Here is a 14,758-nt window from a genome sequence, read left to right as displayed (position 1 = left end):
GACGCACGTACTGGCGCCGGGTCGCGGGTGATGGTGGTGGCCGCGCCTGTGCGCCGTGCGGGCGGAGAAGCGAACGGAACTGTGCTGTGACGGAGGCCCAGGCAGTCGCCGGGGCGAACGAAGGGACGCTGTGAACACCCTGTCCACCCTCCTGATCATCGTCGGGCTGTTCCTGCTCGGCGGCGTCATCTCCTTCTCCAAGCAGAAGATGCCCAAAGGCGTGATCGTGGTGCTCGGCATCGCCTGCCTGATGTGCCTGGCCGCCGGCGTCCTGCGCCTGGAGGGGGTGTTGGCATGAGCGCCGGATCCGCCAAGCGCGTCGTCGTCTTCGACTACGGCTTCGGCAACATCCGTTCCGCCGAGCGCGCCCTTGCCCGCGTCGGCGCCGACGTCGAGGTCACCCGCGACTACGACACGGCCATGAACGCCGACGGTCTGCTCGTCCCCGGTGTCGGCGCCTTCTCCGCCTGCATGACCGGGCTCAAGGAGGTCCGCGGTGACTGGGTCGTCGGGCGGCGCCTGGCCGGCGGGCGGCCCGTCATGGGTATCTGCGTCGGTATGCAGATCCTTTTCAGCCGGGGCATCGAGCACGGCGTGGAGGCCGAGGGGCTCGACGAGTGGCCCGGCACCGTAGGACCCCTGAAGGCCGACGTCGTCCCGCACATGGGCTGGAACACCGTCGAGGCGCCCGAGGACTCCCGGCTCTTCGCGGGCCTGGACGCCGACGCCCGCTACTACTTCGTGCACTCCTACGCCGTACGCGACTGGGAGCTGGAGACCGGCAACGCCCACATCCGCGCGCCGAAGGTCACCTGGGCCACGCACGGCGAACGGTTCGTCGCCGCCGTCGAGAACGGTCCGCTGTGGGCCACCCAGTTCCACCCCGAGAAGTCCGGCGACGCCGGCGCCCAGCTCCTGACCAACTGGATCAACACCCTGTGAGCCCCGTGAGCCCCGTGTCCCCCCTGAGCACTGAAAGCACTGAGAGCCCCGTGATGCCGAAGCTCGAACTCCTCCCCGCCGTCGACGTCCGCGACGGCCAGGCCGTCCGCCTCGTCCACGGCGAGTCCGGCTCCGAGACCTCGTACGGCGACCCCCTGCAGGCCGCCCTCACCTGGCAGCGGGCGGGCGCCGAATGGCTGCATCTGGTCGACCTCGACGCCGCCTTCGGCACCGGCGACAACCGGGCCCGGATCGGTGAGGTCACCCACGCCATGGACATCAAGGTCGAGTTGTCCGGCGGCATCCGCGACGACGACACCCTGGCCGCGGCGCTGGCCACCGGCTGCACCCGCGTCAACCTCGGCACGGCCGCCCTGGAGACCCCCGAGTGGGTCGCCAAGGTCATCGCCGAGCACGGCGACCGCATCGCCGTCGGCCTGGACGTCCGCGGCACGACACTGCGCGGGCGCGGCTGGACCCGTGACGGCGGCGACCTCTACGAGACGCTGGCGCGCCTGGACGCCGAGGGCTGCGCCCGGTACGTCGTCACCGACATCGCCAAGGACGGCACGCTTCAGGGCCCCAACCTCGAACTGCTGAGGAACGTCTGCGCCGCGACCGACAAGCCCGTCGTCGCCTCCGGAGGCGTCTCCTCGCTGGACGATCTGCGGGCCATCGCCAGTCTCGTACCGGAAGGTGTGGAGGGCGCCATCATCGGCAAGGCGCTCTACGCAAAGGCGTTCACCCTGCGAGAAGCGTTGGAGGCAGTGTCCGGATGAGCGAAGGCGTGCAGCGAGTGCAGTCCGACAGCCCCTGGGAAGAGACGATCGGTTTCGCGCGCGCTGTCGCGGCCGGCGACCGGGTCCTCGTCTCCGGCACGATGCCGTTCACCGGCAGAGTGCTGCAGGGCGAGGGCGACCCGTACGAGCAGGCCCGCGCGGCGTTCAGCAACGCCCTGACCGCGCTGAAGAATTTCGGCCTCGGAGCCGAGGACGTCATCCGCACCCGTATGTACCTCACCCACCAGCGCGACGTCGACGCCGTCGGCCGGGCGCACAAGGAGATCTTCGACGCCGTACGCCCGGTCGCGACCCTCGTCGTGGTCTCCGGCTTCGTGGACTCCCGCGTCCTGGTCGAGGTGGAAGTCGAAGCCTTCCGCGGCAACTCCGAGGAGTCCGCGCCGTGACCCTGGCGGTCCGAGTCATCCCCTGCCTGGACGTGGACGGCGGTCGGGTCGTCAAGGGCGTCAACTTCCAGAACCTGCGCGACGCGGGAGACCCCGTCGAGATGGCCAAGCTGTACGACGCCGAGGGCGCCGACGAGCTGACCTTCCTCGACATCACGGCCTCCTCGGGCGACCGCGAGACGACGTACGACGTCGTGCGGCGCACCGCCGAGCAGGTCTTCATCCCGCTCACCGTGGGCGGCGGGGTCCGCACGACCGATGACGTGGACAAGCTGCTGCGCGCCGGTGCCGACAAGGTCGGCGTCAACACCGCCGCCATCGCCCGGCCCGAGCTGATCCGCGAGATCGCCGAGCGCTTCGGCAGCCAGGTCCTGGTGCTGTCCGTCGACGCCCGGCGCTGCACCGCGACTCCCGACGGGGGACCGGCCACCGAGTCCGGCTTCGAGGTGACCACGCACGGCGGGCGGCGCGGTACGGGCCTCGACGCGGTGGAGTGGGCGCGCCGCGCGGCCGAACTGGGCGCGGGCGAGATCCTGTTGAACTCCATGGACGCCGACGGGACGAAGGACGGCTACGACACAGCCATGATCGAGGCCGTCCGCAAGCAGGTCACCATCCCGGTGGTCGCATCCGGTGGCGCGGGGCGGCTGGACGACTTCCCGCCGGCGGTCGCATCCGGCGCGGACGCGGTGCTCGCCGCCTCCGTCTTCCACTTCGGCGATCTGCGGATCGGTGAGGTCAAGCAGACCCTGCGGGCAGCGGGCCACCCGGTCCGCTGAGTCCGGAACTCCTGGTCCGCTGCGCTTCTGGTTTGTTCAGCTCCTGGTCCTTGCGCCGCGGTTGGTGACCCGAAGTCCGTTGAGCCGCGGTCCTTGAGCCGTGGTCCGTCGGGCCCGCGGCCCCGCGCACGACTCCGGTCGACCCGCATCCGGCTCCGGTCCGCGACCGACGCCCCGTAAGGGCACGGGCGGACCGGAGACCGGGACTCCACGTGCTCTACGTGGGCAGTTACGTGGGCAGGCCGAGCGGCGCGTCCTGGACCCGCGCGATCGCTTCCTTGTCGCCCTCCATCTCCACCCGCGCCACGCGCTGGCGGCCGAAGAGGAACAGCGTCAACTCGCCGGGCTCCCCCGTGACCGTGACCACGGGCGTGCCGCGGCGGGCGACCGCCGTACGGCCGTCGGGACGGCGGACCACCAGGCCCACCGATGCCTTGCGGCCCAGTAGCCGGGCCCCGCGCTCCAGGCGCGCCCAGAGGACGTCGGCGAACACCGTGTCGATCTCGCGCGGTGTCCAGTCGGGCTGGGCGCGGCGCACGTCCTCGGCGTGCACGAAGAACTCCACCGTGTTCGCGGCCTCGTCGATCTGCTTCAGCGCGAACGGGGAGGACCGCGGCGGGCCGCTGCGGATGAGCTGGATCAGCTCCTCGTACGGCTTCGCGGCGAACTCCGCCATCACCCGCTCCATCCGCGAGGCCAGCGGCTTGAAGAGGATGCCCGCGGCGGCGTCGGCCCGTCGCTCCCGCATCACGACGTGCGCGGCCAGATCGCGGGTCGTCCAGTCCTGGCACAGCGTCGGTGCCCCGGGGCCGGCGGACTCCAACAAATCGGCGAGAAGAAGGCGTTCACGTTTCGCATGGGTCGACATATGGCCAGCGTACGACCGGCCAGGGCGCCCGGCCAGGATGCCGCCCACCGGCCCTGTCCCTGCATGCTCGGGCCCGGGCGTGGTCTCGTTGCGGTCCGGCAGCAGTGCCCCGGCTGGTGCGGGAGGGCTGCCGGTGGGGGCGCCGCGGGGTCGCGGAGGCACCGATGCGTCGCGGGGCGCGGAAGTGCCGTGCTTCCCGCAACGCGGAACTGCGGGTGCCGCCCGCTCCGGGCGGTCGGGCCGGTCGCGGGCCGGACCGGGTCAGCCGGGCAGCGGCGCGGTCAGTTTCTTCCCGCCGATGCCGTCGCTGAGTGTCATCGCGCAGGAGATCCGCTTCTCCTGGCGCACCCTGTAGGTGTCCAGGGAGGGATAGAGGGCGTAGTTGAAGTACTGGCGGCCGTCCTCGGGCACCGACTTCATCCGGTTCGACACCGCCGTCTCGCACAGCTCCAGCGCCTTGTTCTGCAACTGGGTCTCGGAGGAGTACGACCCGCTGAGCGTCCGGTTGGCGATCACCTCGCCGTCGTGGGGGCCGCCGCACGGGCGGGTCTCGATCACGCCGACCGAGCCGTCCAGCGCCGGGTGGTCGAAGCACTTGCCCGGCTTGAGGACGACGAACGGCACCAGGTCGCCCGGCGAGGGCGACGCACTGCCGGTCGGGTCGCCGGAGGCGGAGGAGGGGGAGGACGGCGTTGCGGCGCCGTCGTCCGCCCGGCCGTCGCCGGACCGGTTCCCGGAGGAGGCCCGGGGTTTGGCGTCGGCTGTGGCGCCGCCGTCGTCGGAACCCGCCAGCAACAGGAAGCCGCCCACGGCGAGACCGGCCACCAGCACGCCCCCGATGAAGATCGCGGCCATCCTCGGGCCGCTCGGGCCGCCGCCGGAGGGCGGCTGGGGCGGCGGGAACGGGCCGTAGCCGCCCGGGCCCATGCCTTGGGGCGACCCGTAGCCGGAAGGCGGCTGCCCGTAGCCGGGTGCCTGTCCGTAGCCGGGTGCCGGCCCGTGTCCCGGTGCCGGCCCGTGTCCCGGCGCCTGCCCATAGCCGGGTTGCCCATAGCCCGGTTGTCCCTGGCCGGGCTGCCCCTGGCCCGGCGCCTGCCCCTGGCCGTCGACGGGGCCGAAGCCCTGCGGAGGGCCGAAGCCGCCCCCCGGGGAGGGCGGCGTGGGCTCGTGCGGCGAGGGCGGGAAAGTCATGCGGGAAGCATGCCCTATCGCACCGACAATCAGCCCATCGGTCCGCGCTGCAAGGCGAATCGGGAGCCGGACCGCCGCCACCGGCGCCCGCCGCTGGACGGCGGCACCGGACCCGGCTCTGTCCACCGCGAGCACGCGGGCCCGTCGCCCCCGCCCGCCCGCCGGAGGGCGTCCGTCCGCGGCGCCGCGCACACGCGGCACAATGGAGTCCATGTCCAGCACCCCGCGCCCCTCCGGCCTCGCCCCCGCCATCGCCGCCCGTCTGAAGCGGAGCGCGGACGGGCTTCTTCCGGCCATCGCCCAGCAGTACGACACGGGCGAGGTGCTCATGCTGGGCTGGATGGACGACGAGGCGCTGCACCGCACCCTGACGACCGGGCGCTGCACGTACTGGAGCCGCAGCCGCCGGGAGTACTGGGTGAAGGGCGATACCTCGGGACACGTCCAGCACGTGAAGTCCGTCGCCCTGGACTGTGACGCCGACACGGTTCTGGTGAAGGTCGACCAGGTCGGCGCCGCCTGCCACACCGGCGACCGCACCTGCTTCGACGCCGATGAGCTCCCCCTGGACACGTCCGCGCGGGAGCCGCGGGCGGACTAGGATCCCGCCCCATGACCACGGGTGCTGCCACGATGGACCTCGAGACCTTCCGCAAGCTGGCGGCCGACCGCCGCGTCATCCCCGTCAGCCGCAGGCTGCTCGCGGACGGCGACACTCCGGTCGGCCTCTACCGCAAACTCGCCGCCGAACGGCCCGGCACCTTTCTGCTGGAGTCCGCGGAGAACGGCCGCTCCTGGTCCCGGTACTCCTTCGTCGGTGTTCGCAGCGCCGCCACCCTCACCGTCCGCGACGGCCAGGCCCACTGGCTCGGCACCCCGCCCGTCGGCGTACCGGTCTCGGGCGACCCGCTGGCCGCGCTGCGCGCCACCGTCGAGACCCTGCACACCCCGCGCGACCTGGCCGCCCAGGAGCATCTGCCGCCCTTCACCGGCGGCATGGTCGGCTACCTCGGCTACGACATCGTGCGGCGTCTGGAGCGGATCGGCGACAGCACCGAGGACGATCTCCGCCTGCCCGAGCTGACCATGCTGCTCACCTCGGACCTCGCCGTCCTCGACCACTGGGACGGCACGGTCCTGCTGATCGCCAACGCGATCAACCACAACGACCTCGACACCGGCGTCGACGAGGCGTACGCGGACGCGGTCGCCCGCCTCGACGCCATGGCCGCGGACCTGTCCCGGCCCGTCCCGGCGAGCGCCGCCGTTCTGCCGTCCTCTCAGGTGCCCGCATTCACGGCACGGTGGGGCGGTAGCTCGTACCAGGAGGCGGTCGACGACATCAAGGAGCGGATCCGCGCGGGGGAGGCGTTCCAGGTCGTGCCGTCGCAGCGGTTCGAAACCCCGTGCCCCGCCCCGGCGTTGGACGTCTACCGGGTGCTGCGGGCCACCAACCCGAGCCCGTACATGTACCTTTTCCGCTTCCCCGGCGTGGACGGCGGGGAGGGCTTCGACGTCGTCGGCTCCAGCCCCGAGGCCCTGGTGAAGGTCGAGGACGGCCGCGCGATGGTGCACCCCATCGCGGGCACCCGGCCGCGCGGCGCGACCCCGCAGGAGGACGCCGCCCTCGCCGAGGAACTGCTCGCCGACCCCAAGGAGCGGGCCGAGCACCTGATGCTCGTCGACCTCGGGCGGAACGACCTCGGCCGGGTCTGCGATCCGGGCAGCGTCGAGGTCGTGGACTTCATGTCGATCGAGCGCTACAGCCACGTCATGCACATCGTCTCGACCGTCACCGGCCGCCTCGGCCAGGGGCGTACGGCCTTCGACGTCCTCACCGCCTGCTTCCCGGCCGGGACGCTCTCCGGCGCACCCAAGCCCCGCGCGATGCAGATCATCGAGGAGCTGGAACCCACCCGCCGCGGGCTGTACGGCGGTTGCGTCGGCTATCTCGACTTCGCGGGCGACTCGGACACCGCGATCGCCATCCGCACCGCTCTGCTGCGCGGCGGCACGGCCTATGTACAGGCGGGCGCGGGCGTCGTCGCCGACTCCGACCCCGTGGCCGAGGACACGGAGTGCCGTAACAAGGCTTCCGCCGTGCTGCGCGCGGTGGCGATGGCGAGCGGGCTCACCGCGCCGTAGGACGACCTGGCCGCCCGGGCCCGGCACCGGGCACAGGGCTCGGGTGCCGGGACCGCAGATCCGCCCGATGCGCGCCGCCAACGGGCTGCGGGAGAGCGGCCGTTGGCGCCGGCGGGCGCGGCCCGTGATGGCCGGGTGAGCCGAAGGGCCCGGGGGAGTGGGCGACAGCCCCCGGGGTGACGTCCGCTCGCCTCAGGACGGGCCCTCGTCCAGGTGGGTCGGAAGGGCGTGTCGCAGCGCCGCCACCCGGACGCCGAGCGCGTCCAGGACACCGATCGCCACCGCCTCGTCGTCCGCGAGGAGGCCGAGCAGCATGTGCTCGGTGCCGATGCGTTCCTGTCCCCGGGGAGTGCGCCTCGCGTACGGAAAGTTCCAGCGTCTTCTTCGCGCCCTCGTCGTAGACGGGCCGCGGGAATTGGAACGCGCCGGGGCCGAAGGCGGCGTCGGCCCGCTGCTTGATCTCCTCCACGTCGATGCCGAGCGTGGCGAGGGCGTCCTTGGATGTCTGCCTGCCGTCCCCGGTGACGCCGGCCGACTCCAGGATCCGTGCGGTCTCCTGCCGCGCCTGCGGTGCGTCCACGCCGTGCCGGGCCAGGAGCCGCCCGGCGGTGCTGTCGTCCACGGCGGCGAGCCCGAGCAGCAGATGCTCCGTCCCTATGTAGTCGTGGTCGAAGGCCACGGCCTCGTCCTGCGCCGCGAGAAGCGCCTGCTTCGCACGGTCGGTGAAGTACTCGAACAACTCAGCTCTCCCTGCCCATGGCCCTGCGTCTGCCGGCGTGCTTCTCGTGGACGGACTGGCGGCTGATCTGCAGCGCGTCGGCGACGCGCTGCCAAGTCCAGCCCTGCTCGCGGGCGTTGTCCACGTGCAGCCGCTCCAGCTCCTCCAGCAGCCGCCGCAGCGAGACGACGGCGTGCAGCCCGACTGCTGGGTCCTTGTCCGTGACCCGGCCGGCCAGCGAGGCGGGCGTGTCCCTTCCTGTCATGGTTGTCAGGCTAGCCTGACAGGCTGGCGTGTCAAGAAGTCCTGACAGATCGGTCCACGGGCCGGACGGAAGGTCCCGCGCCGGACCGCACCGCGCGGGAGGAGGGGCGGGCCGGGCGGTGCGGGGGGTGACCCCCTTGAGGGCCGGAATGTCCGACGCGTCATAGTGGTGGGGTGAGTGCCGTACCTCATCCCCGTACACCCCAGGCCCCGCCGCCTTCGGCGCGGCGCAGCCTTGCCATCGCCCTGCTGCTCGGCGCGCTCGGCGCCGCGCTCGCATTGCTCGCCGGAGGCCAGACCTGGAGCGAGGGCCTGTCGACCGCGGCCCAGGGTGCCCAGCCGCTGACCGCGAAAGGCCGGGACGTGACCGGCCTCCCCGCCGCGCTCGCCGTCGTCGGACTCGCCGCGCTCGTCGCGGTGTTCGCGGTGCGGCGCAGTGGCCGCGCCCTTGTCGCCGCCCTGCTCGCGCTGAGCGGCGCGGCCGCCGTGCTCACCTCCGTCCTCGGCGGCTCCGACTCCGGCGCCCTGGAGGCCGAGGCCGCCGAGGCCACCGGCCTGACCGGTGCCGGCGTCGCGCACGTCACGCACACCGCCTGGCCCTGGGTCTCCGCCGCCGGAGGGGCGCTGCTGCTTCTCGCCGGGCTGCTCGCCCTCCGCTACGGACGTCACTGGCCGGCCATGTCGGGGCGCTACGAACGCGGTGGCCGTCCGGCTCCCGGCGGCACGCGCCGCGCGCCCGACCCCGACCGGCCCGAGGAGATATGGAAGGCCCTGGACCGAGGTGAGGACCCCACCGGCGAGGCCGGCGCCCGGTAGGACCACCGCGTGAGGTCCTTCCCCTGAAAGCCCACCCGGGAGAGCCGCCCCCTGAAAGCCCACCCGGGAGAGCCGCCCCCTGGAAGGCCCGCCCGGGAGAGCCGCCCATGCGGTCCCACGTCGTCGCGAGCCACCCCTCAGGGCCACGCCGCGGCGCCCGGCGCGTCCGCGGAGCCCCCCGATCACCGGCACCCCCACGCGTCGGGGACAATGACCGCTGAGCCTTCGACGCCCCGGGATCCGGGCGCGCGACACAGCAACGAGGAGTACTCATGGCGGGCAGCAGCCACGGACACACCCCGGCGGCCTGGACCGGCGTCACCGTCGCCTTCATCGGCTTCCTGATCGCCGGTGTCTTCACAGTGGCGGCCCAGCCCCTCGGCGTCCTGGCCGGGCTCGTCGTCGTCGCACTCGGCGGTGTTGTGGGCATGGCGATGCGTGCCGCGGGGATGGGCCAGGAGAAGCCCGCCGCCTCCGAGGCCACCGCCCAGAGCTGAGGCCCGCGCCCGGCCCGGAGGCGCCGCGTCCGGAGTCCGAGCCGCTGTTCGGCCCTGCGCGTCGCCGCGCGGGGCCGTGTGCCGCACACATGGCGCAGCTCCTGCCCCGTACGGCCCGTCGGCCCGTACGAGGTCCGGAGCTGCGCCGCTGTGCGTCTGCGGGGAGACTCGATGGTGTGACCGACGAAACGGTGCAATCCCCGCAACCCGTACGGGCAGTCCGGCCCACGCGAACCCTCCGGCCCGGGCAGACCGCGCACTCCGCGCAGACCACAGGGCCCGTAGAGGCCGCACCGTCCGCACCGTCCGTGCTCCCCGCGGCGGACGCCGGGCCCACCGCGCCCCGCGCCACCGCACCCGTCCAGCCCCGCGCCACCGCACCCTCGGCGCGCCGGGCCGCCGCCCTGGCCGCGCCGCTCGCCACCCTGGCCGCCGTCGTCGGCGCCTTCGGTTACGTCGGTGCCGTGGACCCCGGCGAGCCGGGCCACTACCCCGTCTGCCCGCTGCTCCACCTCACCGGCCTCTACTGCCCGGGCTGCGGAGGTCTGCGCAGCGCCCACGCCGTCGCGCACGGCGACCTGACCGCCGCGCTCGGCGCCAACGCCCTTGCCGTCGCCGCGTACGCCGCCTTCGCCGCCCTCTGGACCTTCTGGCTCCTGCGGGCCGTACGGGGGCGCCCGCTGGGGCTCCGTGTACGCGCTTCCCAGGGGTGGTCTCTCGCGGCCGTCGTGGTGCTCTTCACCGTTGTCCGGAATTCGCCTTTCGGGACCGGGCTCGTGCCATGATCTCCGGCGTCACAGGAGCCGCGCGGGCCCCGGGAACTCCCACAAACGTCCAGGTGGTGGGACCGCGGCCCACCGGATGCGGGACCTCCGCCCCCGGCCGGATACCATCGCAGTGCCTCGTGCATCGCCTGCTGGGGCGGCGCCGTGCAGGTGCCAACCGTCCGCTCCGTACCCGTAGCCGTACCCGTCCCGGAAGGGGGCCGCTCGCGTGAGTGTGCTCGACGAGATCATCGACGGAGTCCGCGCCGACCTCGCAGAGCGGCAGGCGCGTGTCAGCCTCGACGAACTCAAGGAGCTGGCCGCGAAGGCTCCCCAGGCCAAGGACGGGGTCGCCGCGCTGCGCGGCGACAGCGTCAATGTCATCTGCGAGGTCAAGCGCTCCAGCCCGTCCAAGGGCGCCCTCGCCGCGATCGCCGACCCCGCCGGGCTCGCCTCCGACTACGAGGCGGGCGGCGCGGCCGTCATCAGCGTGCTGACCGAGGAGCGCCGCTTCGGGGGCTCGCTCGCCGACCTGGAGGCCGTACGGGCCAAGGTCGACATCCCGCTGCTGCGCAAGGACTTCATCGTCACCTCGTACCAGCTCTGGGAGGCGCGCGCCTATGGCGCCGACCTCGTCCTGCTGATCGTCGCCGCCCTCGACCAGGAGGCGCTGGTGTCGCTGGTCGAGCGGGCCGAGTCCATCGGGCTCACCCCCCTCGTCGAGGTCCACGACGAGGAGGAGGTCGATCGGGCGGTGGAGGCCGGGGCGCGAATCATCGGCGTCAACGCGCGTAACCTCAAGACTCTCGAGGTGGACCGGGGGACGTTCGAGCGCATCGCGCCGGAGATCCCCGACCACATCGTGAAGGTCGCGGAGTCGGGCGTCCGCGGGCCGCACGACCTCATCGCGTACGCCAACCAGGGCGCGGACGCCGTCCTCGTCGGCGAGTCCCTGGTCACCGGCCGGGACCCCAAGGCGGCCGTCGCCGACCTGGTCGCCGCCGGCGCCCACCCCGCACTGCGGCACGGACGGGGCTGAGACGGGGATGCACGCCTACGCACGGCTCGCGCGCGGCTGCAGGCCGCGCGGCTGCCGTGCGCCCGCACGGCGCGTCCGGGGACGCCGGGTGCGCTATGTGATCGGCTGCGAGCCGGGGCAGGTCAACGGCATGCGATGGCCCGGAGGCCCTGCGCTGTAGCCACCCGGCGGTGTTCCGGACCCGCGGCCGCGCGCCGCGGCGGACCGGGCCGTACGGACCGTGGTTCGGCGGCGCCCCGAGGCATGTCCCCACCGGCCGCTGAGCCGGGCTGCGCGGTCGGCATCGCACCGCCGGCCCGACGGCTCGGCGCCGCGGCATCATGCCCAGGTCGCCGTCCCGCCCGGCAAGCCCGGTGAACGTACGGGCACATGGCCTGTACGCCCGACCGGCAACGGCACCCACGCCCGTACGACCGGCTTCGGCCGTCATGCCGCGGAGCGGCGAGCGCAGGCACCCCGCGTACCGTGTTCACATAACGACATTGCGGGGCCGTCGGCCCCGTCCGAGGAGTACATCGGATGTCCTCTGACTTCTTTGTGCCCGACCCGGATGGTCGGATTCCCAGCCCCCAGGGCTACTTCGGTGCCTTCGGCGGCAAGTTCATCCCCGAGGCACTCGTCGCCGCGGTCGACGAGGTCGCCGCCGAGTACGACAAGGCGAAGGCCGACCCGGCCTTCGCCGCCGAACTCGACGAGCTGCTCGTCGACTACACCGGCCGTCCCAGCCCGCTCACAGAGGTGCCGCGTTTCGCCCGCCGCGCCGGCGGCGCGCGGATCTTCCTCAAGCGGGAGGACCTCAACCACACCGGCTCGCACAAGATCAACAACGTGCTGGGCCAGGCCCTGCTGACCAAGCGCATGGGCAAGACCCGCGTCATCGCCGAGACCGGCGCGGGCCAGCACGGCGTCGCCACCGCCACCGCCTGCGCCCTCTTCGGGCTCGAGTGCGTGATCTACATGGGCGAGATCGACACCGAGCGCCAGGCCCTCAACGTCGCGCGGATGCGGATGCTCGGCGCCGAGGTCGTCGCCGTGAAGTCCGGAAGCCGGACGCTGAAGGACGCGATCAACGAGGCGTTCCGCGACTGGGTCGCCAACGTCGACCGCACCCACTACCTCTTCGGCACCGTCGCCGGGCCGCACCCCTTCCCCGCCATGGTCCGGGACTTCCACCGGGTCATCGGCGTCGAGGCGCGCCGCCAGATCCTGGAGCGCACCGGCCGGCTTCCGGACGCGCTCGCCGCCTGCGTCGGTGGCGGGTCCAACGCGATCGGGCTGTTCCACGCGTTCATCCCGGACGAGGGGGTGCGCCTGGTCGGTCTGGAGGCCGCGGGCCACGGAGTGGAGTCCGGTGAGCATGCCGCGACCCTGAGCGTCGGCGAGCCCGGCATCCTGCACGGCTCGCGGAGCTACGTCCTCCAGGACGACGAGGGCCAGATCACGGAGCCGTACTCGATCTCCGCCGGCCTGGACTACCCGGGCATCGGGCCGGAGCACGCGTACCTCAAGGACGTGGGACGCGGCGAGTACCGCCCGGTCACCGACGACCAGGCGATGCAGGCGCTGCGGCTGCTGTCGCGTACGGAGGGCATCATCCCGGCGATCGAGAGCGCACACGCGCTCGCCGGGGCGCTCGACCTCGGCCGCGAGCTGGGCGAGGACGGCCTGGTTCTGGTGAACCTCTCGGGCCGCGGCGACAAGGACATGGACACCGCTGCCCGCTACTTCGGGCTGTACGAGCCGACGGACGCCGTCGAGGCGGACGCGGTCGACGAGACCGAGGGAGCCAAGTGATGGCGGGCAACCTGGAACTGCTGGGGTCGGTGCTGGCCAAGGCCAAGGACGAGGGACGCGCCGCCCTGGTCGGCTACCTCCCTGCCGGCTTCCCCTCGGTCGACGGCGGCGTGCGCGCCGTCACCGCGATGCTGGAGGGCGGCTGCGACATCGTCGAGATCGGGCTGCCGCACAGCGACCCGGTCCTCGACGGTCCGGTCATCCAGACCGCCGACGACATCGCCCTGCGCGGTGGCGTCCGCATCGCCGACGTGATCCGTACGGTCCGCGAGGCGCACGCCGCGACGGGTGCGCCGGTGCTGTGCATGACGTACTGGAACCCCGTCGACCGCTACGGCGTGGAGCGCTTCGCCGCCGAGCTGGCCGAGGCCGGGGGAGCGGGCTGCATCCTCCCCGACCTGCCGGTGGAGGAGTCCGAGGCGTGGAGGAAGGCCGCCGAGCAGCACGGTCTGGCGACGGTCTTCGTCGTGGCGCCGAGCAGCAGGGACGAGCGGCTGGCCAAGATCACGGCGGTGGGTGCGGGCTTCGTGTACGCGGCCTCCCTCATGGGCGTGACGGGGACGCGCGCGTCGGTGGGCGAGCAGGCCCAGGACCTCGTGCGCCGTACGCGCGCGACGACCGACCTGCCGGTGTGCGTCGGGCTGGGCGTCTCCAACCGCGAACAGGCGGCCGAGGTGGCCGGGTTCGCGGACGGGGTGATCGTCGGCTCGGCCTTCGTCAAGCGGCTGCTGGACGCGCCCGATATCGAATCGGGGCTGGCCGGGGTCCGCGAGCTGGCGGGCGAACTGGCCGAGGGCGTACGCCGTCGCGCCTGACCAGGGCACCCGTCGACCCTTCCGGAGCAGGCTCCGGAGCGGCGGGGCAGGCGTCGAGCCCGTCAGCGGGCGGCGTAGCTCGTAAGGGTGGATCTGGGACCGGGGAGGCACGCTCGTGCCTCCCCGGTTCGTTTCCCAGACGTGAGCGAGAAGAACCGTGACGGTAAGAGCAGCGCACGCGAGCGGCTGCAGGTGGAGCGCGAGCGGGACAGGGCCCGCGACAAGCGGAAGCGGACGCTGTTCGTCGGCGTGGTGGGCGTCGCCGTCCTTGCGATCGCCGGGGGCGTGGGCTTCGCGGTGTCCCAGGCGGGTGGTGACGGGGACGGGCCCGTGGTCGCGCCGACCGGTGCCAACGGCGAGGACAACCTCGCGATCCCGGTCGGGCGGTCCACCGCGCCGTCGTCCCTCGCGGTCTACGAGGATTTCCGCTGCCCCGCGTGCGGCCAGTTCGAGAACGGCTTCCGCGACACCGTCCACACCTTGCAGAACCGCGGCCTGCTCCGCACCGACTACCACCTGGCCACGATCATCGACGGCAACATGGGCGGCAGCGGCTCCAGCGCGGCCGCCAATGCCGCGGCGTGCGCGCAGGACGCCGGGAAGTTCCAGGCGTACCACGACGTCCTCTACCGCAACCAGCCGGCGGAGCAGGACGACGCCTTCGCGGACAAGACCCATCTGATCGACCTGGCCGGGCAGGTGAAGGGCCTGGTCACGCCCACGTTCAAGAAGTGTGTGAACGACGGCAGCCACGACAGCTGGGTGGAGAAGTCCAACAGCGAGTTCACCAACTCCGGCCACCAGGGCACCCCGACCGTTCTGCTCAACGGCAAGAACATCTACAGCAACCAGCAGGACCCGCTGACGCCCGAGAAGCTGACGAAGATGGTCGAGGACGCAGCCCGGAAGAAGTCCTGACACACCACGGACCTCCCGGGCC

The 14,758-nt window shown here is 72.9% G+C and carries 19 protein-coding genes and 1 pseudogene; 15 read left to right on the top strand and 5 right to left on the bottom strand.

What is annotated here, in order from left to right:
- Positions 1–130 precede the first annotated feature (130 nt).
- From ACGFNH_RS01155 to hisF, 5 genes are read left to right on the top strand one after another with little or no spacing between them, the layout of a single operon-like run.
- Complete coding sequence (locus ACGFNH_RS01155) at positions 131–298, top strand: hypothetical protein (RefSeq protein WP_393650871.1); 168 nt, start codon at positions 131–133, stop codon at positions 296–298.
- Positions 295–942 (top strand): imidazole glycerol phosphate synthase subunit HisH, encoded by a 648-nt coding sequence (gene hisH / locus ACGFNH_RS01150; protein ID WP_393650870.1) that lies wholly within the window; start codon positions 295–297, stop codon positions 940–942. The genes ACGFNH_RS01155 and hisH overlap by 4 nt, the downstream gene beginning before the upstream one ends.
- A gap of 53 nt (positions 943–995) precedes the next feature.
- Entirely contained in the window at positions 996–1,721 is a 726-nt protein-coding gene (priA, locus tag ACGFNH_RS01145) for a bifunctional 1-(5-phosphoribosyl)-5-((5-phosphoribosylamino)methylideneamino)imidazole-4-carboxamide isomerase/phosphoribosylanthranilate isomerase PriA (RefSeq protein WP_393650869.1), read from the top strand.
- On the top strand, positions 1,718–2,128 hold the full coding sequence (locus ACGFNH_RS01140) for a RidA family protein (RefSeq protein WP_393650868.1): 411 nt from the start codon (positions 1,718–1,720) through the stop codon (positions 2,126–2,128). Before priA ends, ACGFNH_RS01140 begins: the two co-directional genes overlap by 4 nt.
- A complete protein-coding gene (hisF, locus tag ACGFNH_RS01135) occupies positions 2,125–2,907 on the top strand; it encodes an imidazole glycerol phosphate synthase subunit HisF (protein ID WP_393650867.1) in 783 nt (260 codons plus the stop codon). The genes ACGFNH_RS01140 and hisF overlap by 4 nt, the downstream gene beginning before the upstream one ends.
- A 229-nt stretch (positions 2,908–3,136) precedes the next feature.
- On the opposite strand, the gene ACGFNH_RS01130 is transcribed toward hisF, so the two are convergent.
- Both ACGFNH_RS01130 and ACGFNH_RS01125 read right to left on the bottom strand, forming a co-directional pair.
- Positions 3,137–3,775 (bottom strand): TIGR03085 family metal-binding protein, encoded by a 639-nt coding sequence (locus ACGFNH_RS01130; protein WP_393650866.1) that lies wholly within the window; start codon positions 3,773–3,775, stop codon positions 3,137–3,139.
- A 261-nt stretch (positions 3,776–4,036) separates the two neighbouring features.
- Complete coding sequence (locus ACGFNH_RS01125; RefSeq protein ID WP_393650865.1) at positions 4,037–4,966, bottom strand: hypothetical protein; 930 nt, start codon at positions 4,964–4,966, stop codon at positions 4,037–4,039.
- Positions 4,967–5,177: 211 nt separating this feature from the next.
- On the opposite strand from ACGFNH_RS01125, the gene hisI reads away from it, so the two are divergent.
- Entirely contained in the window at positions 5,178–5,567 is a 390-nt protein-coding gene (hisI, locus tag ACGFNH_RS01120; RefSeq protein ID WP_393650864.1) for a phosphoribosyl-AMP cyclohydrolase, read from the top strand.
- 11 nt (positions 5,568–5,578) lie between these two features.
- Positions 5,579–7,111, top strand: coding sequence for an anthranilate synthase component I (locus tag ACGFNH_RS01115; protein ID WP_393650863.1), 1,533 nt, complete (start codon positions 5,579–5,581; stop codon positions 7,109–7,111).
- Positions 7,112–7,303: 192 nt separating this feature from the next.
- Here ACGFNH_RS01115 and ACGFNH_RS01110 read toward each other — a convergent pair whose 3' ends face one another.
- From ACGFNH_RS01110 to ACGFNH_RS01100, 3 genes and pseudogenes are all read right to left on the bottom strand, one after another.
- Positions 7,304–7,426: a Clp protease N-terminal domain-containing protein gene (locus ACGFNH_RS01110; protein ID WP_393650862.1), complete on the bottom strand. Its 123-nt coding sequence runs from the start codon at positions 7,424–7,426 to the stop codon at positions 7,304–7,306.
- 283 nt (positions 7,427–7,709) lie between these two features.
- Positions 7,710–7,790, bottom strand: a pseudogene (locus ACGFNH_RS01105) (Clp protease N-terminal domain-containing protein); the annotation flags it as partial.
- Positions 7,791–7,851: 61 nt separating this feature from the next.
- A complete protein-coding gene (locus tag ACGFNH_RS01100; protein ID WP_393650861.1) occupies positions 7,852–8,094 on the bottom strand; it encodes a hypothetical protein in 243 nt (80 codons plus the stop codon).
- A gap of 173 nt (positions 8,095–8,267) precedes the next feature.
- On the opposite strand from ACGFNH_RS01100, the gene ACGFNH_RS01095 reads away from it, so the two are divergent.
- The 8 genes from ACGFNH_RS01095 to ACGFNH_RS01060 all read left to right on the top strand — a co-directional run bounded on the left by ACGFNH_RS01095 (position 8,268) and on the right by ACGFNH_RS01060 (position 14,736).
- Positions 8,268–8,909 carry a TIGR02234 family membrane protein gene (locus ACGFNH_RS01095; RefSeq protein WP_393650860.1) on the top strand — a complete coding sequence of 214 codons (642 nt, stop codon included), beginning with the start codon at positions 8,268–8,270 and terminating at the stop codon, positions 8,907–8,909.
- A 272-nt stretch (positions 8,910–9,181) separates the two neighbouring features.
- Positions 9,182–9,406 carry an HGxxPAAW family protein gene (locus ACGFNH_RS01090; RefSeq protein WP_393650859.1) on the top strand — a complete coding sequence of 75 codons (225 nt, stop codon included), beginning with the start codon at positions 9,182–9,184 and terminating at the stop codon, positions 9,404–9,406.
- Between the two features lie 176 nt (positions 9,407–9,582).
- Positions 9,583–10,191: a DUF2752 domain-containing protein gene (locus tag ACGFNH_RS01085; RefSeq protein ID WP_393650858.1), complete on the top strand. Its 609-nt coding sequence runs from the start codon at positions 9,583–9,585 to the stop codon at positions 10,189–10,191.
- A 208-nt stretch (positions 10,192–10,399) separates the two neighbouring features.
- Positions 10,400–11,209, top strand: a complete 810-nt coding sequence (gene trpC / locus ACGFNH_RS01080; RefSeq protein WP_393650857.1) for an indole-3-glycerol phosphate synthase TrpC — start codon at positions 10,400–10,402, stop codon at positions 11,207–11,209.
- Between the two features lie 7 nt (positions 11,210–11,216).
- Positions 11,217–11,369, top strand: coding sequence for a tryptophan biosynthesis modulator TrpM (trpM, locus tag ACGFNH_RS01075; protein ID WP_393650856.1), 153 nt, complete (start codon positions 11,217–11,219; stop codon positions 11,367–11,369).
- Between the two features lie 359 nt (positions 11,370–11,728).
- The gene (trpB, locus tag ACGFNH_RS01070; protein WP_393650855.1) at positions 11,729–13,003 is read left to right on the top strand and encodes a tryptophan synthase subunit beta; all 1,275 of its coding nucleotides are present in this window, start codon (positions 11,729–11,731) and stop codon (positions 13,001–13,003) included.
- Entirely contained in the window at positions 13,003–13,818 is an 816-nt protein-coding gene (gene trpA, locus ACGFNH_RS01065; RefSeq protein WP_393650854.1) for a tryptophan synthase subunit alpha, read from the top strand. The genes trpB and trpA overlap by 1 nt, the downstream gene beginning before the upstream one ends.
- A gap of 141 nt (positions 13,819–13,959) precedes the next feature.
- Positions 13,960–14,736 carry a DsbA family protein gene (locus ACGFNH_RS01060; RefSeq protein ID WP_393650853.1) on the top strand — a complete coding sequence of 259 codons (777 nt, stop codon included), beginning with the start codon at positions 13,960–13,962 and terminating at the stop codon, positions 14,734–14,736.
- Positions 14,737–14,758 lie beyond the last annotated feature (22 nt).

It is taken from the genome of Streptomyces sp. NPDC048639 (assembly GCF_043199075.1).
Classification (GTDB): domain Bacteria; phylum Actinomycetota; class Actinomycetes; order Streptomycetales; family Streptomycetaceae; genus Streptomyces.
This window is presented reverse-complemented; position numbering and strand designations above follow the sequence as displayed.